15 protein-coding genes are annotated in these 23,166 nt (G+C 43.0%); 13 read left to right on the top strand and 2 right to left on the bottom strand.

Annotated elements, in window-relative coordinates; genetic code table 11:
• Positions 1-11: 11 nt before the first annotated feature.
• From A0125_RS03995 to A0125_RS03955, 9 genes are all read left to right on the top strand, one after another.
• A complete protein-coding gene (locus A0125_RS03995) occupies positions 12-1,916 on the top strand; it encodes a family 43 glycosylhydrolase (RefSeq protein ID WP_066752381.1) in 1,905 nt (634 codons plus the stop codon).
• 35 nt (positions 1,917-1,951) lie between these two features.
• The gene (locus A0125_RS03990; RefSeq protein ID WP_066752378.1) at positions 1,952-4,462 is read left to right on the top strand and encodes a sugar-binding domain-containing protein; all 2,511 of its coding nucleotides are present in this window, start codon (positions 1,952-1,954) and stop codon (positions 4,460-4,462) included.
• 65 nt (positions 4,463-4,527) lie between these two features.
• Entirely contained in the window at positions 4,528-5,664 is a 1,137-nt protein-coding gene (locus A0125_RS03985; protein WP_231863106.1) for a glycoside hydrolase family 88/105 protein, read from the top strand.
• 11 nt (positions 5,665-5,675) lie between these two features.
• Positions 5,676-6,917, top strand: coding sequence for a DUF2264 domain-containing protein (locus tag A0125_RS03980; RefSeq protein WP_082784875.1), 1,242 nt, complete (start codon positions 5,676-5,678; stop codon positions 6,915-6,917).
• 328 nt (positions 6,918-7,245) lie between these two features.
• Complete coding sequence (locus tag A0125_RS03975) at positions 7,246-8,244, top strand: PLP-dependent cysteine synthase family protein (protein WP_197464765.1); 999 nt, start codon at positions 7,246-7,248, stop codon at positions 8,242-8,244.
• Positions 8,237-9,313 (top strand): DUF6695 family protein, encoded by a 1,077-nt coding sequence (locus A0125_RS03970; RefSeq protein ID WP_066752369.1) that lies wholly within the window; start codon positions 8,237-8,239, stop codon positions 9,311-9,313. Before A0125_RS03975 ends, A0125_RS03970 begins: the two co-directional genes overlap by 8 nt.
• A gap of 7 nt (positions 9,314-9,320) precedes the next feature.
• Entirely contained in the window at positions 9,321-9,689 is a 369-nt protein-coding gene (gene panD / locus A0125_RS03965; protein WP_066752366.1) for an aspartate 1-decarboxylase, read from the top strand.
• 308 nt (positions 9,690-9,997) lie between these two features.
• Positions 9,998-11,554 (top strand): alpha-N-arabinofuranosidase, encoded by a 1,557-nt coding sequence (locus A0125_RS03960; RefSeq protein ID WP_066752363.1) that lies wholly within the window; start codon positions 9,998-10,000, stop codon positions 11,552-11,554.
• Positions 11,555-11,561: 7 nt separating this feature from the next.
• A complete protein-coding gene (locus A0125_RS03955; RefSeq protein WP_156472396.1) occupies positions 11,562-12,602 on the top strand; it encodes a glycoside hydrolase family 43 protein in 1,041 nt (346 codons plus the stop codon).
• Positions 12,603-12,686: 84 nt separating this feature from the next.
• Here A0125_RS03955 and A0125_RS03950 read toward each other — a convergent pair whose 3' ends face one another.
• Entirely contained in the window at positions 12,687-13,727 is a 1,041-nt protein-coding gene (locus A0125_RS03950; protein ID WP_082784874.1) for a glycoside hydrolase family 43 protein, read from the bottom strand.
• Between the two features lie 419 nt (positions 13,728-14,146).
• On the opposite strand from A0125_RS03950, the gene A0125_RS03945 reads away from it, so the two are divergent.
• The 4 genes from A0125_RS03945 to A0125_RS03930 are packed head-to-tail and all read left to right on the top strand — an operon-like array spanning position 14,147 to position 21,800.
• A complete protein-coding gene (locus tag A0125_RS03945) occupies positions 14,147-17,275 on the top strand; it encodes a SusC/RagA family TonB-linked outer membrane protein (RefSeq protein ID WP_066752358.1) in 3,129 nt (1,042 codons plus the stop codon).
• Between the two features lie 8 nt (positions 17,276-17,283).
• Entirely contained in the window at positions 17,284-19,125 is a 1,842-nt protein-coding gene (locus A0125_RS03940; protein WP_066752355.1) for a RagB/SusD family nutrient uptake outer membrane protein, read from the top strand.
• A gap of 30 nt (positions 19,126-19,155) precedes the next feature.
• A complete protein-coding gene (locus tag A0125_RS03935; RefSeq protein ID WP_066752352.1) occupies positions 19,156-19,836 on the top strand; it encodes a DUF3823 domain-containing protein in 681 nt (226 codons plus the stop codon).
• A 17-nt stretch (positions 19,837-19,853) separates the two neighbouring features.
• Positions 19,854-21,800 carry a glycoside hydrolase family 97 protein gene (locus A0125_RS03930; RefSeq protein WP_066752349.1) on the top strand — a complete coding sequence of 649 codons (1,947 nt, stop codon included), beginning with the start codon at positions 19,854-19,856 and terminating at the stop codon, positions 21,798-21,800.
• Between the two features lie 136 nt (positions 21,801-21,936).
• On the opposite strand, the gene A0125_RS03925 is transcribed toward A0125_RS03930, so the two are convergent.
• Complete coding sequence (locus A0125_RS03925) at positions 21,937-22,686, bottom strand: response regulator transcription factor (RefSeq protein ID WP_066752346.1); 750 nt, start codon at positions 22,684-22,686, stop codon at positions 21,937-21,939.
• Between the last annotated feature and the right edge of the window lie 480 nt (positions 22,687-23,166).

The raw sequence follows: 23,166 nt of genomic DNA, 5'->3' as shown, positions 1-23,166 counted from the left end.
AAATTATTGACATGAGAATAGTATTGATTTTGACGACCTACTTTTTGAGTACAGCAATGGTGCTGGCACAAGCGTATAAGTCAGGCCCCGAGGCCAAAGATTACATTGGTTATTTATTCGCCTATTTTAAAGGCAACGCCGTAGAAGATGAAGCTGTTTGCTTTGCGGTGAGTACTGATGGCTATAACTATAAGGCGCTGAATGGAAATGCGCCTGTGCTGAACTCGGCAGAGATCAGTGCTACGGGCGGCGTGCGCGATCCACATATTCTGCGTGGCGAAGATGGCAAATCTTTCTACATGGTACTCACGGATATGACATCGAGCAAAGGTTGGGATTCTAACCGCGGAATGATTTTATTGAAATCCAATAATTTGGTAGACTGGACACACAGTAAAATCCATATCCCCACACGCTTTGCAGGGCACGAAGATTTGAAACGCGTATGGGCACCTCAAACCATCTTTGACCCATCGGTAAATAAGTATATGGTGTATTGGTCTATGCAACATGGCGATGGGCCAGACATTATCTATTACGCTTACGCGAATACAGATTTTACCGATTTGGAAGCCGAACCAAAGGAACTGTTTATTCCAAAAAATCAAAAATCCTGTATCGATGGCGACATCATTCTGAAGAATGGCCTGTACTACCTTTTTTATAAAACCGAAGGACACGGCAATGGCATTCGCCTTGCGATCACCGATTCATTGACTGCTGGAAAATGGATCGAGCAACCTGGGTACAAGCAGCAGACCAGAGATGCGGTTGAAGGGTCCAGTGTATTTAAATTGAACCAATCAGACAAGTATATTTTGATGTACGATGTATATGGTAAAGGCAAATACCAATTCTGCGAAAGCGTAGATCTGGATAGATTTAATGTGATAGATGAAGATATAAGTATGGATTTTCACCCAAGACATGGTTCGATTATTCCACTATCGCGTGCAGAATTAAAAGCGCTTACCGATCGCTGGGGAACGCCAGCAGGTATCGAAGTACCTACGGCAAAAAACCCGGTTTTGGATGGCTATTACGCCGATCCAGACATTATCTACTCGCACAAAGACAAAAAATATTATCTATATCCAACCAGTGATGGATTCGACGGTTGGGGTGGCTATTATTTCAAAACATTCTCCTCTACCGATCTCAAAAACTGGAAAGATGAAGGTGTGATTTTAGATCTGAAAAAAGATGTATCGTGGGCTGATCGGAATGCCTGGGCACCGACGATTATCGAGAAAAATAACAAAGGGAAATATCAGTATTACTACTACTTCTCGGCAGCGCAAAAAATCGGTGTGGCCGTTGCCGACAATCCGCAAGGACCTTTCCGCGATTCGGGAAAACCATTAGTAAATAGTAAGCCAGAAGGTATTCAAAATGGACAGGAAATCGATCCAGCGGTGTTTTGCGATCCCAAATCCAAGAAAAATTACTTGTACTGGGGCAATGGCTATTTGGCTGTGGCAGAGCTGAATAAAGATATGATCTCGCTCAAGCCAAATACAACTAAAGTGCTAACGCCAACAGATGGTACGTTTCGCGAAGGCGTTTATGTTATTTACCGTGAAGGCAAATATTACTTTCTATGGTCGGAGGATGATACTCGGAGTCCCAATTATCGCGTGCGTTATGGCATAGCAGATTCCCCTACGTCACCAATTCAAATTCCCGAAAACAACCTCATCTTGAAAAAGGATGAACAGCAAGGCATCTACGGAACTGGCCACAATTCGGTGATACAAGTTCCGGGCAAGGACGAGTGGTATATCGTGTATCATCGTTTTTCGTATCCTGATGGAATCAACATGGGAGACGCCGCCGGTTTTCACCGAGAAGTCGCTATTGACGCCTTACGGTTTGATGAACAGGGTTTTATCTTGCCGGTAGTTCCGACTCATTAATATTTTACTGACAAATACCACTTTTAACAAACAACATGTACTCAAAATTCACCAGATTTCTTGTCGCCAATATCAGCGTTTGCGTATTATTATTATCTAGTAGTAATGAATTAATGGCACAAGCCGACTTTGGTAAAGCGACCAAAATCAATAAGGATTGGCATTTTAAACTTGGCGATCAGGCGGAAGCCGCAACAACAGAAAAATTAGACCGCTCTTGGCAAGCAGTGCAATTACCACACGATTGGAGCGTTAGGCAACCGCTCAGTCCAAGTCTAGCCAGTGCTACAGGCTATTTGCCGGGCGGCATTGGCTGGTACCACAAACAAATTTTTGTCGATGCCAACCAGCAAGGAAAGCAGTTGTATATCTATTTTGAAGGCGTTTATAATCGCAGCGAAGTCTTTGTGAACGGACGTTCGCTAGGTAAAAGACCGAATGGATATGTTTCTTTTATGTACGACCTCACGCCTCATCTCAAATATGGTGCGGAGAATACCATAGCTGTGCGTGTAGATCATACTCAAGATGCCGATTCGCGTTGGTACACTGGATCGGGAATCTATCGGGATGTCTGGTTAGTACAAGCGAATAAGGTGCATTTGGAACCATGGGGCTTGTATGTATATCCTGAAGTAAATAAAAACAAAGGGACATTGAAGATTGAAACACCGGTACAAAATCATTCGAACCATGTTGCTAACGTTCAAGTAACACATACTTTGGTGGATGCTGCTGGTAAAACGGTGACTAAGAAGACGACTAAGCTAAACGTTCCGAGTAATGGCAAGCAAGCGATAAATAGTACGCTAGAAGTACGTGATCCTGAATTGTGGGATCTTGATAATCCTACTTTGTATACTTTGCAGACCACCATTACGCAAGATGGTCAGATCGTAGATCAATCAAGCGTGCGTACTGGTTTTCGAACGTATACATTCGACCCGAACACGGGCTTCGCGCTGAATGGAGTTGGAATGAAAGTGAAAGGCGTATGTCTGCATCACGATGCGGGCGTATTAGGCGCGGCAGTATATCCTGAAGTATGGCGCAGAAGATTGCTCCAGCTAAAATCCATCGGCGTGAATGCTATTCGTACCAGTCACAATCCGCAAGCAAGCAGCTTGTATGCTTTATGTGATGAACTGGGCATGTTGGTAATGAATGAAGCATTTGATGAATGGGAATTCCCAAAACGCAAATGGTTATCAGGCTGGAATGTTGGCACACCAGGTTTTCAAGGAGCTTTTGATTATTTCGAAGAGTGGGGCGAGCGCGACCTAGCCGATATGGTACGTCGCGATCGCAATCATTTATCTATTTTTGCTTGGAGTATCGGAAATGAAGTAGATTATCCCAATGATCCTTACTCGCATCCCGTACTAGACGGTGGGCAGGGTAGCGGATTTACACAACCTATATTTGGCGGATACCGTAAAGATGCACCAGATGCTATGAGATTGGGAGATATTGCTAAGCGATTGGCTGCCGTTGTACGCCAACACGACCAATCGCGACCAATCACAGCAGGTTTAGCAGGCGTGGCGATGTCCAACGAAACGGCGTACCCTGGTGTATTGGACATCGCAGGATACAATTATACCGAATCGCGTTATGTTGAGGATCATGCCAAATATCCAGAACGCGTAATTTACGGTAGTGAAAATCGCCACGATTACGGTGCATGGAAAGCCGTTACAGAAAACGAGCATATATTTGGACAATTCCTATGGACCGGTATTGATTATTTAGGAGAATCTGGCCGTTGGCCTTCCCGAGGATTTTATTCAGGACTATTGGATTTTGCCGGATTTATGAAACCACGTGGATACTACCGTGCATCCCTATGGTCAGACGAACCGATGGCTTATCTAGGTACATATCCAGTACAAGGCGGCGGTGCCGCTACAGATACGTGGTCTTTGTTAGAAGCGGAGCAAGGTGGCAAAAAAGATCAGGCACCATCGATGGATGCTTGGCCTGTGTGGAATTATCAGGAAGGACAGCAAATACGCGTCGTATCCTACAGCAATGCGCCAAAGGTATATCTTGAACTCAACGGTCGTAAGATCGGAGAAGAAAAATCAGCGGATGATCGCCATGGCATCGTGTATTGGGATATTCCATACGCTGCGGGAAATCTAACGGTGATTGGTTTGGACGAATCCGGTCGCGAAATTGTGAGACACAGCTTGCAAACGAGCAAAAGATCGTACGCACTGAAAGTAATCGAAGACGCTAAGCAAACGGTAGCAGCAGACGGCGGACTAGCACAGATCAGTGTGCAAATTGTCGATGAAGATGGCGTAATCGTGCCCATGGCGGATGATGAGATTACGTGTCAAATTGTTGGACCAGGTACTTTGCTCGGTATGGAAGCAGGGAATAATAGCGATATGTCCGATTATACGGACAATCAACAGCGTGCCTTTAAAGGCAAAATGATGGTTTATGTACGTGCTAACGGCAAACCTTCGGAAAAAATCCAAGTACGACTATCAGCACCATGGTTGCAAAGTGCAGAAGTTGCTATAGCGCTTCAATAAAATAGATGAAATGAATATGAAAGGTGAACCTGCAAGTTCACCTTTCGTTGTGAAATAGATGTAATATGAATTGGAAAATAATTACAGGTTGGATGACTGTCTTCATGTTTTTTATGGCCTGTACCAGCAAAAAATATGCAATTGATCAGATTGATAAGCAAGATGTAATCGCATCGATCCGTCTGGTCAACACTTATTGGCAGCAGAACAATAAACCGCAGAATTGGGCATTTTGGGACGAAGCTGCCTATCATACTGGCAATATGGCCGCTTACGAAGTCACCAAAGATGCTACTTTTTTAGATTATAGCCTGCTCTGGGCAAAATCCAATGATTGGAAAGGTGCCAAATCCGATGATAGAGCCGATTGGAAGTATAGTTATGGAGAAAGCGATGACTACGTACTATTTGGCGACTGGCAAATCTGCTTTCAGACCTACATAGATCTTTATCAATTGCAACCAGATGAAAATCGTATCCGTCGGGCGCAAGAAGTGATGGAGTATCAAATGTCTACCCCAGAAAATGATTACTGGTGGTGGGCCGATGGCTTGTACATGGTGATGCCCGTAATGACAAAATTGTACCAAGTCACAAATAATCCTTTGTACTTGGAAAAACTGAATACGTATTTTCGGTATGCGGATAGTCTGATGTTTGATGAGGAAGCACATCTCTATTATCGGGATGGCAAATACCTTTACCCAAAGCACAAAAGTGCGAATGGAAAACGAGATTTCTGGGCAAGAGGCGATGGCTGGGTTTTGGCCGGATTAGCCAAAGTACTACACGATCTGCCAAAAGATTACCAGCACCGTCCGTTTTTTGAGCAACGCTTTCAGCAGTTGGCTGCCGCAGTCGCGGCAGCGCAGCAGCCTGAAGGTTATTGGACACGAAGTTTGCTTGATCCTGCGCATGCGCCAGGTCCTGAGACCAGTGGTACAGCCTTCTTTACTTACGGTCTGCTTTGGGGAATGAATAATGGTTATTTAAACGAATCAGAGTATCTTCCCGTAATTGATCGCTCATGGCGTTATTTGCAAGAAGTAGCGGTGCAAGCCGATGGTTCAGTCGGTTATGTACAGCCAATCGGAGAAAAAGCTATTCCGGGACAGGTAGTGGATCAGAATTCTACGACCAATTTTGGTGTTGGAGCATATTTGCTTGCCGCGTCAGAGCTTTACAAGTACTTAGATCGGTAAATTATTGAATTATGACGTATAGATTTCTGCTCCTGATAACATCTTTCTGGATTACCTCTTGCTCTTGTTTTGCTCAAAGCAAAAGTTTAAGCACGCGGGAGCACTTGCTACAATCTGATCGGCTATTCTGGTTAGCAGAAATGGATAAAATGGTGCGTCCTATAATTCGCAGTTTGGCACAAGACAGCCTACGAATTACGATGCCGCAGGTCACTTCTAACAACGTGGACAATCGCGAACACCGCATTCAGGTGCAATACTTAGAAGTGTGGGGTAGAGTTATCTCTGGAATAGCACCGTGGTTGCAATTGGAAGGAGGGAGTGTGGAGGAGCAAGCGCTACGAGCGCAGTATCGAACTTGGGTAATCCAAGGATTTGAAAATGCATTGGATTCTACTGCACATGATTTTATGCGTTTCGATATCGGTGGGCAACAATTAGTCGATGCATCTTTCTTGGCGCTAGGACTTATTCGTGCACCTTGGATTTGGGAAAACCTGTCCGAAGAAGCCAAAGTAAAATTACTAACCTCCATTCGTTCGACGCGCCGATTCCTGCCGGTCTATTCTAATTGGTTATTATTCTCGGCAATGAATGAAGCTTTTTTAGCAAAATATAGCGATTCTTGGGACAATATGCGTGTGGATTATGCACTACGCCAATTTGAGCAATGGTATGTAGGTGATGGCATATACAAAGATGGAGAACATTTCGCATTCGATTATTACAATAGTTACGTGATTCATCCGTACTTAAGCAACTTGGTAGATGTGATCGGTAAGAAAACCAACGGCTACCATAACATGTTTGCAGAAATCAAAAAACGAAACCAACGCTACGCCGAGATCTTGGAGCGTTTAATTCATGTCGATGGCTCGTATCCAGCTTCTGGTCGGTCGGTGATTTATCGTGGAGCAGCATTTCACCATTTAGCAGATATGGCTTTTAACGATCGACTGCCCAGCAGTTTACCCGCAGCTCAAGTACGTAGCGCCTTAACTGCCGTATTGCGCAAAACGACCGAAAGCCCATCAACATATAAGAACGGCTGGCTAACCATTGGCTTGTATGGCGCGCAAGAAAGTTTGGGTGACTTCTATAACAATCAAGGCAGTCCTTATTTGGCTGCTGTGCTCTTTCTTCCGTTAGGACTTGCCGAAAACCATCCGTTTTGGTCCGATCCTGCGCTGCCGTGGACATCACAACAAATTTGGTCTGGCCAGCAGGCAGGTAAAGATCATAGTATCCGCTAAGTTCTTTTCAATGCGAAAGTACGTAGAAATGTAGGTGCAAAAAAAATCGCCATCTTCTAATCGAATCGATACAAGGACGCTAGTTTATACGGATTGGCATCATTACCATCAGAAGGTTTTGTTCAGTGAAATGTAGCACAATGTTCAGAATAGATTTACTGCCCTACGAATTTCGAAATTTTATGATACTTGATCAGATGATATGATGTACCTAAAAAATGTTAAAACAGCATCTGAATTTTACTTGAAGGCAACAATTTGTGGTTCATTGCGTTATTAGGGATAACATACAACTTGAGCAAGACTCTCTACCGTGCTGCTACCAAACGTGAATAACATTGTACCTATACCATTATCTATTGGCAATACGCCCATAAGAAAATGCGATTTCTTGTCCGAATATTTCAAAACGAATATCTTTGTTAAAGATGAATTCCATAATCCTGGCATGTCATCCAAGGATCGTCCAGCATATTTCATGATTCAGGATGCTATACAGCGGAACCGAATACAGGCAGGCGGCACCTTTGTCGAAGCTAGCAGTGGAAATACTGGATTAGGCATTGCACTGATTGCAAGGCAACTCGGATACAAGGTCAAAATATTTGTATCAAAAAGCTGTTCGCAAGAGAAAATAGATAAGCTCGAAGAAGCTGGTGCATCCATCGAATTGTGCGACAATTCAAATGGTTTACAAGATTTTCAGTCGACGCAGTTTCGCGCACAATCTTTTGCCGCAAAGGAGCAGAACGCCTATTTCACAAATCAATACTATAATACACAAAATATTCGTGCGCATTATAGGACGACAGGTCCTGAAATATGGGAACAGACCGACGGGCAGATCACGCATTTTTTATGTGGTATTGGCACAGGAGGTACGATCTCTGGTGTTGGTCGATTCTTAAAAGAGCAAGCAAAGGCGATCCGTATTTGGGGAGTCGAGCCGCGAGGTTCTATCTTGCAACACTACTTAAAGCATCGCACCGCTCCCAATGCTGTTAGGCCATTCGATGCCATCGAAGGGATAGGAAGAAATTTTGTTCCGGGATCATTTGATCCGCAGCCGATTGATCAGATATTTCAGGTAGAAAAAGACGTGTCCATCGATATGGCACAGTGGTATTATCAACATACCGATATCCGATGTGGTTTTTCTAGTGCAGCTGTATTAGCAAGCTTGAAGTGCTATAGTGCGGCAATGCGGTTTCATTCGGATGACAACGTTTTGTTGTTTTTCCCTGATCATGGGAGCCGCTATCTCAGCAAGTTGTATGCTGAAAATAGTAAAGTATCAACTTCAAATGCACACAGCCTAAATGGATAAAGCCGGATTCAACGACGTACTTATTCCTCTTTCATGGCCGGATCAAACGGCTCGTGGCGACGAAAAATGGATGGCCTTTTTTGCGCGTATCGGCATCGTTAAAAATTTAAATTTCAGAGTCGGGCATGCTGCAATCTTGCTTGTAGAGCGAGCGAGCGGGCAGATTAAATATTTTGATTTTGGTCGTTATCTAGTACCGCGAGGTTATGGTCGTGCTCGCTCGGCGCGCTTCGATCCACGCCTGATTATACAGGTTAGCGCATCGTTCGATCAACATGGTGAGATTAGTAATCTACAAGAAATTTTTGACGAACTCTACGTCAAACAAGAAGCTACTCACGGCGGAGGAAGAACGCTGTTCTCTATCTGCAAAGGAATATCCTATCGAAGAGCGGAAGCTTATGCTGATCAAATCGTCGCTACAGGTCCTATTCTTTATGGTGCATTGGCCAAGAACCACAATAGTTGCTCGCGATTCGTGGCGCAGGTATTGACCGAAGCGATGCCGGCAAATGATCCACGTCGCCGAAAAATTTTATATCCTGAGTCGCTGAAAGCGAGCCCGACCAGCAATGTGGTAAATGCCGCAACGCAGATCGACGATATCTTTTGCTATTATGAGCGTCATATCAAAGCGATGCCTATGCGTAGAATAGCGTCGCTGCGCTTTCAGGTCGATTTACTGAAGGATAATTTTAGTCATAAAGGAGGTGCAAAATTAGGTTGCGACAAAGTTCCAGGAATGGTACAGTACGGCAGAAAGCCAGCATCTATACCAAGTAATGCACAGTGGATTGGTGGCATAGGCGAAGGAGCGTGGTTTGCTCTGACGTTTCTAGAAAAGTCGATATATCAGCTAAAACGGTATGATGCAGGTGGCGAATTACTTTACACACAGACGATGGTTGCCAATGAAGGTTTTTCTCCGCACGATGATTTTAGATTTACATACCATTTTTCATTTGAAAAGCACTGCATTTTGCAAAGAGGAACACAATATATACTGCAAGCAATGTGTGTCGATCGCGATCCTATTGCAGATCAAATTACTAAACAAGCACTAATATAATATCAATATGGAATTAACACTTTTAAAAGCAAAAATTCATACAGTAAAAGTCACCGAAGCCAATGTCGCTTATAATGGGTCAATAACTATTGATGCCGATTTATTAGACGCAGCAGGAATCAAAAAATACGAACAAGTTTATATCAACAATGCGGTAAATGGTAGTCGTATCATGACCTATGTATTGCCAGGAAAGCGCGGCAGTGGCGAAGTTTGTATGAATGGTGGAGCGGCATTACATGCTAAAGTCGGCGATACGGTACACATTCTTTCGTTCATCAATATGTCTCCAGAAGAAGCAGAAATATATCAGCCAACTTTGGTATTTACCGAAGGCGAAAACAAGATAAAATCTGTCGAGAAATACGATTACTAAATCATCTGCAGTAAGTGCTGATGCTCGTCATGAACGCACATGACGAGCTATCTTATTTTTTATAGTTTCACGAGCCCTTTCTATTAACGGCCATTAACTATAAACTTATTTCGCAAAATATAATTTTTGCCGAATCTACCCCCTCATTTTGGTATAGATTACCATCGTTTGCTACGATCTATTTGTGGATATTTGTGTATCGAGAAGGTCATTAAAAAAAAACTGACCTTTTTGTGTGAAGCATATCACTAACCTTCATACATAGCCATACAGGCTGTGTAAAATTATATACTGAAAATTATAAACAGATGAATAAGACGAATACGCGACCATTCCTGCTTCTGCTGCTGCTGGCATGCACCAGCAACTGGAGCTTTGCACAACAAAACAAAACCAGCGTCAAGCTGCAGGCGCCTAGTGGCACTACCATTAACAAACATATTTATGGACATTTTGCCGAACATCTGGGCAGATGTATTTATGGTGGTTTTTATGTAGGCGAAGATAATGAACGCATTCCGCATACAGCTGGCGTGCGAAATGATGTGGTAGCTGCGCTAAAAGAATTACATATTCCCAACTTGCGTTGGCCGGGAGGTTGCTTCGCAGATACCTACCATTGGAAAGACGGTATCGGCCCAAAGCCTGATCGCCCAACGATTGTAAATAGCTGGTGGGGTGGCGTTACGGAAGATAATAGTTTTGGTACACACGATTTTCTTAACATGTGCGAGTTGCTAGAAACAGAACCATACTTGTCTGGAAATGTCGGAAGCGGCGAAGTACAGGAGTTGGCCGACTGGGTGCAATACGCTAATCATGGTGGCGAAAGTCCGATGGCCGATTTACGACGTGAAAATGGTCGCGAAGAACCTTGGAAAGTAAAGTTCTGGGGTGTAGGAAATGAAGCTTGGGGCTGCGGTGGCAATATGACAGCATCTTATTACTCCGATGTGTATCGCAAGTACGCCACATTTATGTCCGATTGGACAAATACCGGCGGATTATTTCGTATTGCATCTGGAGCGAACGTAGACGATTACGAGTGGACAGAAACACTTATGAAAAACATCAAGCATAATCTGGTAGAAGGATTGGCTTTGCACCACTATGCGAATGTAGAATGGAATAGTAAAGGGCCTGCGACTGGATACTCGGATACACAATATTTCAAAACCATGCAGTCCGCTTGGAAAATGGATGAATTAGTACGCAAGCACTCGGCTATTATGGATAAGTATGATCCAAAAAAACGCATTGCTTTGGTAGTAGATGAGTGGGGTGGTTGGTACGAAGTCGAAGAAGGTACTAATCCTGGTTTCCTGTATCAGCAAAACACGATGCGTGATGCCATGATTGCCGGCGTAACACTGAATGTCTTCAATAACCATTCTGACCGTGTGCGCATGGCCAATTTAGCACAAACTATCAACGTACTGCAAGCAGTGATTCTTACCAAAGATGAGCAGATGATCCTCACACCAACGTACCACGTTATGGAAATGTACAAGGTGCATCAGGACGCGCAGTTGATTCCGCTATCAGTAGAAAGCGCGTTATATACTTTTGAAGGCGAAACTTTACCAGCAGTACATGCTTCCGCATCAGTAGGCAAAGATGGAAAGACGCACATCAGTATCGTAAACATCGATGCTACTAAAGCACAGCGTGTGGATATGAATGTTGGTAAAAAAGCAAAAAATATTTCGGGAAGAATCTTGAAATCGGCAAGCCTAAATGATCATAACACGTTTGAAAAACCAGATCTAATTCAGCCAGTAGCGTATAAAGATTTTACGCAAAAAGAAGAGCAGTTGTCGCTTGAATTACCGCCTTTTTCAGTTGTGGTTTTGACGTTGGATTAAGAGATTTATGCGCTATAGATATACCCTGTTCTTGATGTTGCTATTGACACATTTGTACGCTCAGCAACCAGTGCCCTCCGAAAGCGATATGGCAGCTTACTTGATGGTGTATTTCAAAGATGATACACACAGCGTTCATTTTGCGCTTAGCAAGGATGGTTATACTTTTTCAGATGTGAATCAGGGAAATCCAGTGATTGCAGGTGATAGTATTGCCGAGCAAAAAGGTATTCGTGATCCCTATATTACGCGCGGTCCGGATGGTTATTTCTATATGGCAATGACAGATCTACATATATTTGGGCAACAAAAAGGATATAGATCTACCGAATGGGAACGTGATGGAAGAGAATTTGGCTGGGGGAATAATAAGAATTTGGTGCTGATGAAATCTCCTGATTTGATTCATTGGACTCACACGCTAATAGCGGTTGATCAGGCATTTCCTGGTTGGGAAGGTATCGGCTGCGCCTGGGCACCTCAACTTATTTACGATGAGCAAAACGAACAGATGATGGTGTATTTTACATTGCGGTTCCGAAATGGTCTGAGTCAAATGTATTATTCCTTCCTTAATAAAGAATGTACAGCAATGGATTCTCCGCCGCGTTTACTATTTCAGCATCCACAATACAATATCGCTAATATAGATGGAGATATTACTCGGGTGAATGATCAGTTTCACTTGTTTTATGTCTCACACGACGGTATTCCGGGTATCAAACAGGCAGTTTCTAATTCTTTAGTAGGTGCATATGCATACGATCCAAGCTGGTACGATCCAGAACCACAGGCTTGCGAAGCACCGACGGTCTGGAAACGGATTGGAGAAGAAAAATGGGTGCTGATGTATGATATTTATGGAATTAATCCGCACAATTTTGGGTTTAGTGAAACCCAAGATTTTAAAACCTTTACGAATTTAGGTCGTTTCAATGAAGGCGCAATGAAGACCACGAACTTCGTGTCTCCCAAGCATGGAGCCGTCATCCATCTCACGGCCGCAGAGGCAACGCAATTGGAGAATTACTGGCAGCACGAAAGTTAAGTCGGTCAAATCTAATAGAATGTATAATAAAATAAGCTGTTTTTTGAGCGCCTATTCGCGATCAAAAAAACAGCTTATTTTGCTTTAATATGTATTTTTTAATAACTCATCGGGAACACCACTCCACTTTGCAGATAGTCGGGCAGCTTCGGCCTGATAGATGGAAATGACACTGCCGTGTCTAGGATGAAAATTTTTCTCAAAAAACTCAGCATTTTCACTGAAATTAACCAAATCACGGCTACGCTGAAAGGCGTATTTACCGGAAGTATATAAATCGTACATGAGATAATACTCGTCAGCATTATTTAATTTAAAGATGCTAGATCCTTCTACCGAAGTTTTCGTGTTGGCATACACATCCAGATATCGCGGCTCTTCTTTCCATGGCCCAAGTAGGGAGTAGCTGGTTGCCTTTTTGATGCCATTCTCAAATTCTTTTCCAAGGCTATCCTTGGTATTGCCTTTATAAAAGAAGTGATAGACACCATCTTCGAAAATGATGTCTCCATCTATTCCACCATAGGTGGGAGCAAATAATAACTTTGGCATTTCTTCCAAGCCGCTAAAATCAGCATTCGCATAAGCGTAATAAAAGTCTAATTTTTCATTTTCGTACTTTCGCACCGTAAAATAAACCATGTATTTTCCAACGGAAGGGTCGTAGATTGTTTGCGGAGCCCATACCCATTTTACCGAGCCAAATTCCTTTGGATATAGTTTTGCAAGGTCAATAATAGACGATTTCCACGAAATTAGATCATTAGAATGTAGCAACACAATGCCTGGGTTAGTTTCCCAGCCGTTTTTTACGGTATTCATATCCGTACAAGTCAGATAAAATCCATCCTCCTGGGCACCTCGCAAAATATGAGGATCTCGAATACCGCCGGTACTTGAAATATCAGATGAATTCAAAATCGGCTGATTGTTATGCAATGCATACCAATGTTGCGCATCATGACTTACTGCAAAGCGCAATTGTTCCTGAAGCGCGGGTGTTCCATCGCCTTCAAAATAAGCAAAAAGATAGCCATCATAAGTTGCAGATTGTGCTTGGGCAGGTTCTTTCAGTTGGATCTGCAAAAGAATGATGACCAGTAGCATTCGAATAGAAAATCTCATTATAAAAAAGAATAAAATAGGTGAATTTAATAGATATGAAGAATAGAAAACCGTATCAAGAGCGTACTGACTATTAGATTTTAAGTGGTCATTAATATTATTAGGCAAGTTACATTAAAAGCAAATACATTAAGAGGGGTATTTTCTGCATCGATAGGGGTGGATAATTATGTATTGCTCTTAAAAAGTCGAAAATTCTGTATGTAAAGGGTTTAATATTAGTGGTTTAGTAAAGATCCCTTTAAGGCGATTTTTATCGAATTGTTTGATGACAAGGAAAGCTCAGTATTCAAGCCTAAAAAACATTGTAATGACGGCATATTACACCATCTTTTTTGACCAATTCCACCCCTGCCAAAGCAATTTAGAAGTTGAATATTTGTCTAACTAATTACGAACAAACCTAAATTTCTACTTACATGAAAGACTTAAAGATTCTTCTATGTTGTCTTTTTTTATGTTGCGCAAATTCTTTGTTTGCACAGCAGCGCGTACTACGTGGTACCGTAGTGAAAGAAGATAATACCCCATTACAAGGCGTCAGCGTCAGCGCAGAAAAAACAACTGATGGCGCAACAACAGATAAAGACGGCCAATTCGAGCTTCGCACCGAGGGAACGACTTTGATCATCTCTTTTATTGGTTACAAAACACAAAAAATTGCAATTGGCAGCCGTTCTTCCTTTAATATCACCTTGGAAGATGACGATCAAACCATTGATGATGTCGTCGTCGTGGGTTACGGTACTCAATCTCGTCGAAACCTGACCGGTGCCGTGAGTGATATCAATGCGAAAGAAATTGTTCGCACATCTTCGACCACGACAGCTGGCGCATTGGCTGGTAAAATACAGGGTATTTCCGTGCGTGCGCAAGATGGGCGACCTGGTCGTGGTGCGGCATTGGAAATCCGTAATATGGGAAATCCGCTATTCGTGATCGACGGTGTTCCTTATGGCGGACAAACAGGAAACGATTGGGTAGGATCTTCCAATGTATCTGGACAAGATGCTTTTAATGCGCTTAACATCGAGGATATTGAAAACATCACTATCCTGAAAGATGCTTCGGCAGCGATCTACGGTTTGCGTGCGGCCAACGGTGTGGTACTCGTGACTACCAAAAAAGGCAGCAAAGGCGAGTCCGTTCGCGTGAATATTAATGGCTATATGGGCTGGCAAAATCTAACACGTTTCCCAACATTGGCCAATGCGGCTCAATATACCCGCGCACTGGTAGAAACGGCGCAAAATGAAGGTGGCAATCCTTCTGCTGTGATGACGCCGGAGGAACTGGCAAAATGGCAAGCGGGCACCGAAGCAGGATATCAAGGTTATGATTACTATGATATGATTGTGCGCAAAAATATCCCACAGAATTATATCAATGCAAATATCAATGGAAGTAGTGCCAACTCCAACTATTTCCTTTCTGTAGGTAACCTGAATCAGGATGCCATGATGGAAGATTTCTCTTACAAGCGCACGAACCTACAGGCCAACTTGGAAACCACTATCCTAAAAGGATTGACCGTGGGTACGCAAATATCCGGTCGCCAAGAGTACAGTCAGGATGTAGGTCTGCCAGGTGGCGATGGCTATTTCTCATCTTTTCTTGCGCTATTTAGAAACAGACCAACGGTAGGGCCATACGCGAATGACAATCCGCTATACCCCAATCATGTGAATGATTTCGCGTATAACCCAGCGATCTTCAGTCGGGACATCGCAGGTTATAAGGATAATCTATATAGAAATGCGAATGTGAATTTATTTGCACAATATAAAACGGATTTTGGACTGTCGGCCAAAGGAACGGTGTCGTATAATTATACGAATAACAAATTCGATGGTTTCCAATATTCGTATGATGTATTTACCTACGATCGTGCCAACGATGCGTACAACCGTACTCACGGTACCGACTCGCGTTGGCGTTACCAGACCGAGCGCGAAGTCGTAGCACGATATGCGCAATTCCAACTCGACTATGCAAAAGATTTTGGCGATCATCACCTCGCAGCTACCTTGGGATACGAGCGCTCGGACTGGGAGCGTAATTATGAATCTGTGGGATCTAATCCTACCAATAATTATATCCCGCTGCAGCAATTGGATCAGTTGAATAATTATGGCGACGGCTGGGATTATGAAGCACGTGCCGGTTATATCGGACGGATTAATTATAACTACAAAGGTAAATACCTTTTAGAAGTGCTCGGTAGATACGACGGTTCATACCTGTATTATCAAGACAATCGTTGGGGAATTTTTCCGGGTATGTCCGCAGGATGGCGTATATCGGATGAAGCATTTTTCGAAAGCTTGAAAGGAACAGTTAATGATTTGAAATTTCGTTTCTCTGTTGGCCAAACCGGTTTGGAGCAAGGCGTATCTATGCACGGCTATTTAGCAGGATACAACTGGAATCAAGGTAATGCGATTTTGGACGGAGCCTACGTCCCTGGTTTGCAACCTCGTGGATTACCAATCCGCAATCTCTCTTGGGTGAAGAATACCAATTACAATATCGCTATGGATTTGGCGATGTTCGACAATAAGTTGACCTTTACGGCCGATGCGTTCAAGATTATCCGTTCTGGAACACCTGCACAACGCTATGATGTATTACTTCCATCCGAAATCGGCTATGGATTGCCACCAGAAAATTTAGGTAAAAATGGATACTACGGTATTGAGGGGATGCTAACCTATAGTAGTAACGTAGGTGAGTTAGGATACGTGGTGAGTGCAAATGCGACCTATTCAAGATATCGCAGTATCGAAACCTACAAGCCGAGGTTTGGTAGCGCTTGGAACGAATACCGGAGTTCTATTGAAGATCGCTGGGGTGGTGTTTGGTGGGGCTATCAGGTCGAGGGCCGATTTGAGTCAGAAGAACAAATCCGTAATCACCCGATCAATAACGATGGGCAAAATAATCGGACACAACTACCGGGCGACTTTATCTATAAGGACGTGAATGGTGATGGCGTGATCAACAGTTTGGATGAGCGTCCAATCGGCTATCCTACAGGCTGGGCACCGATGTTGAGTTTTGGCGGACGTATCGGATTGAATTATAAAGGATTTGATTTGAATCTAGATTTTGCTGGAGGCGCACTACAATCTTGGAATCAGGATTACGAATTGCGTAATGCATTACATGGTGGCGGTAATTCGCCTGCTTATCTATTGGAAGATCGTTGGCATCGTGCTGATCCTTATGATTTGAATAGTGAGTGGATTCCGGGTTATTATCCTGCAATACGTAATGGTAATTCGGGGCCAAATCATAGAAATAGCGACTTCTGGTTGACTAATGTAAGATACCTACGTGTACGAAATATGGAACTGGGCTATACTTTCGGACAAGAGCTAGCATCCAAAATTGGTTCGAGCAAAATCAGAGTATATGTCAATGGCTCTAACTTATTTTCATTTGATAACGTAAAACGTTTTCAAATAGATCCGGAGATTTCGGCTCCTGCGGCCGTGGTATATCCACAGCAGAAGGTTATTATGGCAGGTTTCAACATCACATTTTAATTAAAGACATGAAGACTAAATTTATTATATTTCTTATAGCGGCAGCGCTATCGGCGAGTTCGTGTAAACATGATGAATGGTTTGATCGACCGTCAAAAAACCTGATTACTGATGAGCAACTCTGGAATGATCCCGTGCTAATTACGTCGCTTTTGGCGAATTATTATAATCGTCTGCCAAGCATGCATGGCGTATTTAATACCGGAGGGATGTCTGAAGGGGATGACGCCATGTGGTCAGGCCATCGCGATCAAAACTGGCGGAATGATTTCCAGTACGGTGACGATTACGGCCGGTACTGGGATTATGGACTGATCCGTGATATCAGCATTGCGCTTGATGGCATTGAGCAATTCGGTGGAAGTTTGACTGCGGAGCAGAAACAACTCTTTAATGCGGAATTACGTTTCATTCGCGCCACAGTTTACTTCGAGATGGTAAAGCGCATGGGTGGCGTACCTTTGGTGACCACACAGCTGATCTACGATTTCAGCGGCAACCCAGAACCGCTACAAATGCCTCGGGCCAAGGAGCATGAAGTATATGACTTCATCTACAGTGAAACCGAAGCGATTAAAGATCATTTGGCTCCTAATGCAAACAGTAGAACACGTGCCAATACGGTTACCGCTTTAGCTTTGCAAAGTCGATCCATGCTATATGCAGCATCAATCGCCAAATACAATAACCTGATGGGAGCGCCCATTAGCACACCAGGTGGCGAAGTAGGCATCCCAGCTAGTATGGCTAGCGATTATTACCAAAAATCGCTCACGGCTTCACGCGCTATTATGGCCAATTCATCGTACGGCTTGTTCAATGCCAACCCGAATAAAGGAGAGAATTTTTACACGATGTTGAATGCTAAGAATGATTCCGAAGTAATCTTTGCAAAAGATTTTCAGACCGGCGTGAAGACACATGGTTTCACATATGATAATATTATAAAAGGCTCTACAGAAGATAACGAATCATCTTCTACGCTAAGCCCTTCGTTGAGCTTCGTAGAAAGCTTCGATTATCTAGATGGTTCTCCAGGTACGATTCGCGATCGTGATCAGAATGGAAATTACATCGTCTATGATAATCCAGCCGATATCTTTGCCAATAAAGACGGACGGCTCTATGGCACAGTGATCTATGCAGGTACAACGTTTAAAGGACGAAATACCAGTATACAAGCCGGTGTAGCGGTATGGGAAGATGGAGCATACGACCTACGCACGACGGCTCGCTTGGGAGATAATTATACGCCAGATGGTGGATTGTGGACTGGTTTTGATGGTCCTGCAGACAATCAACAAGATGTGAGTAATACAGGATTCTATTTGCGTAAGATGGTGAGCGATGCTTCTGGAGCCAGTGCACGTGGTATCGCAGCTAGTAACTGGTGGCCGTGGTACCGCATGGGCGAAATCTATTTGAATGCAGCGGAAGCTGCCTTTGAATTGGGCGAAACTGGTCCTGCAACTGCTTATATCAACACACTGCGTGAGCGTGCGGGATTCCCACCAAATAGCATTTCCAACCTGACGATGGATATTATCCGTAAGGAACGCCGTGTCGAATTGGCTTTTGAAGATCATCGTTTCTTTGATTTGAAACGTTGGCGCATTGCTCACTTGGTATGGAACGGTGAGGAAACCGATCAGAATGCTGTTGTATACGGGCTTTATCCGTATCGTGTAGTGCGCCCAGGGCATCCGACTAACGGGCAATACATTTATCAGCGCATTCGTCCTACACGTTTCCGTAGAGCGCGCCTTTTCCGGATGGCCAACTATTACGCTTCCATCGACCAAGGAGTGATAAACAACAATCCAAAGATTGTTAGAAATCCATTTAACTAGTTTTTATCACGATCAGAAAAGATTTTTATTATGAAATATTCAAGCATCTATCTATCTGTTTTAGCATTCACCTCGCTGTTTTTGGTGAGCTGCGAATATGATAATTTTGTAGCGCCCAAGTCTACTTTATCAGGCAATATCATCTACGAGGGAAGTCCTGTTAGTGTAAGAACGGGTGGAACCCGATTACAACTTTGGGAAGATGGACATGAGCTACGAACGCCGATGGATGTCTTTATTGACCATGAAGGCCATTTTTCTGCTAGCTTATTCGATGGCACATACAAATTGGTAACTAATGGCGATGCGCCTTGGTTACCTAGGAATCTGGATACAGTTGAAGTGACCGTGCGAGGCAATACGGTTGTGGATATTCCAGTAACTCCGTACTTTGTGTTAGAGAATGAATCATTCTCAGCAGCTGGTGCAACACTCAATACTCAGTTTTCCATCAGGCGCGTGGTGCCAAACGCTAATGTGAACAGAGTAGCGCTTTATGTAGGCCACTCTATGCTAACAGATCAAGGCAGATTTGAACATCGCGTGGAAATGGATGCGGCTGATGTTCAAGTGGGACAACCCTTGAGCATGAGCACTGCGCTGCCGGCTTCTTTGGCTAATCTAGATTATGTATTTGTCCGAGTAGGTGTACTTTCCAACTTATCTGGGGAGTATTACTATACGGATGTACAACGAGTAAATTTACGTTAACTACTATATTTATGTTCATGAAACCTGTTTTTTGCAGTTTACTTTTATTACTAACTATTTCATTTCCGGTATTAGCTCAAGAGTGGATGGTGCGCAGTCCAGATTCGCGTTTGGCGGTCTATCTTCATTTAGATCAAGGAAAGCTCAGTTATTCTGTACGCTTAGATGGAGAAATGATGCTGGACAAGTCGCCCCTAGGATTGACCGCTAGCACACACAATCTATCTGAGAAGTTTAATTTCGTGTTAAAGCAAGAGCGGACGATCGATGAGCAGTACAGCGAATCTAGATTCAAAAGAAGCGACGTTCGCTATCAAGCGAATGAATTGGTTTGTCGATGGGAAAACAGCGAAAAACAGGCTTTTGAGACGACTTTCCAAGTCAGTAATCACAATATTGCTTTTCGATACTTCATACCACAACAGGGCGAACAAGCTAATATCGTGATACAAAAGGAGCATAGTGGTTTTCAATTTCCCGCTTTTACGACAACATTCCTGACGCCGCAGTCGCCGCCGATGGTCGGTTGGAAGAAAACAAAACCGAGTTACGAAGAAGATTATACGGTAGATGCCCCGATAGGTGCGCCTTCGCACTATGGAGTCGGTTTTACATTTCCTGCTTTATTTAAAATTCAGGATAAAGGTTGGGTTTTAGTTTCAGAAACAGGCGTGGATGGTAACTATTGTGGCAGCAAACTCAGCGAACCGACCGCCAATGGTTTATATTCGATCGCTTTTCCGGAGCCCGGTGAGAATAACGGACTTGGTAGCGTGGAGCCAGCATTTGCATTGCCAGGATTTACACCATGGCGCACTTTAACTGTTGGCAAGAGTTTGAAACCTATATTAGAAACCACGATCACGCAGGATGTAGTTGGCGCTAAATACAAAGCATCGAGAGATTATAAATTTGGTAGATCTACATGGAGTTGGTTGGAATGGCAAGATGAAAGTATTAATCTAGAGGATCAGAAGAAGTTTGTAGACCTATCGGCAGCGATGGGTTATGAATTTTCTCTTGTAGACAATTGGTGGGATACCAACATCGGACGTGATAAAATTGCTGAATTAGCAGCTTATGCGAAGCAGAAAGACGTGGGTTTGCAATTGTGGTACAATTCCAATGGTTATTGGAATGATGCGCCACAAGGACCAAAAAATAAGATGAACGAAGCTATCGAGCGAAAAAAGGAGATGGCTTGGATGAAAGAAATTGGTATTAAAGGAATCAAAGTTGATTTTTTTGGCGGCGATAAACAGGAAACCATGCAGTTGTATGAGGCGATACTGTCGGATGCTAATGAATACGGTTTGTCGGTCATATTTCATGGCTGCACAGTGCCGAGAGGCTGGGAGCGTATGTATCCAAATTTTATATCAAGCGAAGCAGTATTGGCTTCAGAAAATCTAATTTTTACGCAGCGAGCTAATGATATGGAAGCATTTAATGCAACTCTGCATCCTTTCATACGAAATAGCGTGGCAGCGATGGACTTTGGCCCTGTATTACTTAATAAGCGACACAACCGCACGAATTCTGGTGGACAAACACGAGTTACCAGCGAAACCTTTCAGATTGCTACGGCTATTGTTTTCCAGAGTGCCGTTCAAAACTTTGGCATTACACCTAATAACTTGACAGATGCGAGCCCAGCTGCGATTGATTTTATGAAATCGGTACCGACAACTTGGGATGAAACTTTGTTTCTAGATGGTTACCCCGGCAAATATGTGGTGATGGCACGCCGCAAAGGGAAACAGTGGTACATTGCTGGAATTAATGCAGAGTCAACTGCCAAGACGATAGATGTGACTTTACCCCAGCTTAGCGATAGTATAGTGCAAACTTTTACTGATGACGCAGCTGCAAAAACAGTTGCCTCCAAAGCAGCGAAATTTAAAAATAAAACCTTCAACATTACTATCCCGACAAACGGTGGCTTTGTTGTAGTGGCTAATTAAAAGAGATTATTATCAATCTCGTTATTGCTACATGTGCACTTAAAGATTAGTGCCCTTCCATAGATAACATGGAAGGGCACTAATCTTTAAATAATAGCGTAATAAGCCACGCTAACGATCAAATATAATTGCTAGATCAAGCACTATTATGCATATTTATATGCTTTTTCTTGTATTCCGACGGCTTCATGCCGAATAACTTTAAAAATTTCGCCCTGAAATACTTAATGTCATTAAAACCTGCCGCAAAAGCTGCCTCACTGACGTTGTATTCAGTCTCGGTCAATAGTTTGGCAACCTTTCTAAGACGTATATGTCGGATAAATTCATTGGCAGACTTGCCCGAAATGGCTTTTATCCTTCTGTAGAAATTAGAATGGCTCATCGAGATGGCTTCTGCAAGCATCTGAACATTGAACCTCGGGTCGTCAAGATGTTCTTCTACGATACGAGTAACTTTCGCTAAAAATTCGTGCTTTTGGCTAATGTTTGTAGATTCTGATGGCGGCTGCTGAGAAAGTCGATCTACGGATGGCGCATGCTGCTGTAATAAATTTTGAACGTGAGCAAGCAGTAATTCTTTGTCGAAAGGCTGCGTACCTGCCTTATCAGCATCAACGTGTAGCCCACTCAGATCGGTTTCCGGCGAAGAGCTTGCAATAAGCAGAATGACAGGAGTATGCTGCCACATCTTGTTGGTGGTGGGATGAGTGGCTAATTCGACTTCGGCGATTTCTCTCGTAAGTTCATCGCGGCGTGCGCCGAGCGGTTGGATGCTGTTAATCAATTTTTCGGCATCGGAACTACCGGAAAGCGCAAAGACCTGAAAATCCTTCTCAAAAATTCTCGCAACATAGTTACGGATATCCACATTATCGTCTACCATACACAATTCTTTTACAGGTTTTCTTTGTCAGTAGTTGCACTATTTGTAGTACATATTTGCTGATATGTACTGAATAGGTTTATTATTAATTGTCGTACTGACAATAAATGTATGTTAATTTTGTTGTTTAAGCAAGAAATTTATTGCTAATTTTTGGATGACAATCTCCGAAAAAGCGCTTTAATGTGTGTTTAAAGATAGATAAAACGTTTTATCACCCCTAAGTTTTCATTTTTTAATATGTGATAATTTTGATGGTTATAACAGATAAATTGCCACAATGTGCTTCTTAATTGTAACATTCTAGCGTACTGAACCTACTACTTTTTGAACTTTTTGCAGTATAAAATTATCCCCTTATCGTGGATATTGTGCGGTATAATTGTTCACATTCGTGCTGTAGAATGTCGAATTTTTAACCATTTTTAGCGTGGAATGTTGATCTCCAAAAAAGAATTTAAAACATTGTGATGGCAGTTT

The organism is Sphingobacterium populi (assembly GCF_001586775.1).
GTDB lineage: Bacteria > Bacteroidota > Bacteroidia > Sphingobacteriales > Sphingobacteriaceae > Sphingobacterium > Sphingobacterium populi.
Note: the sequence above shows the minus strand (reverse complement) of the source record. Positions and strands in the feature narration are given on the sequence as shown.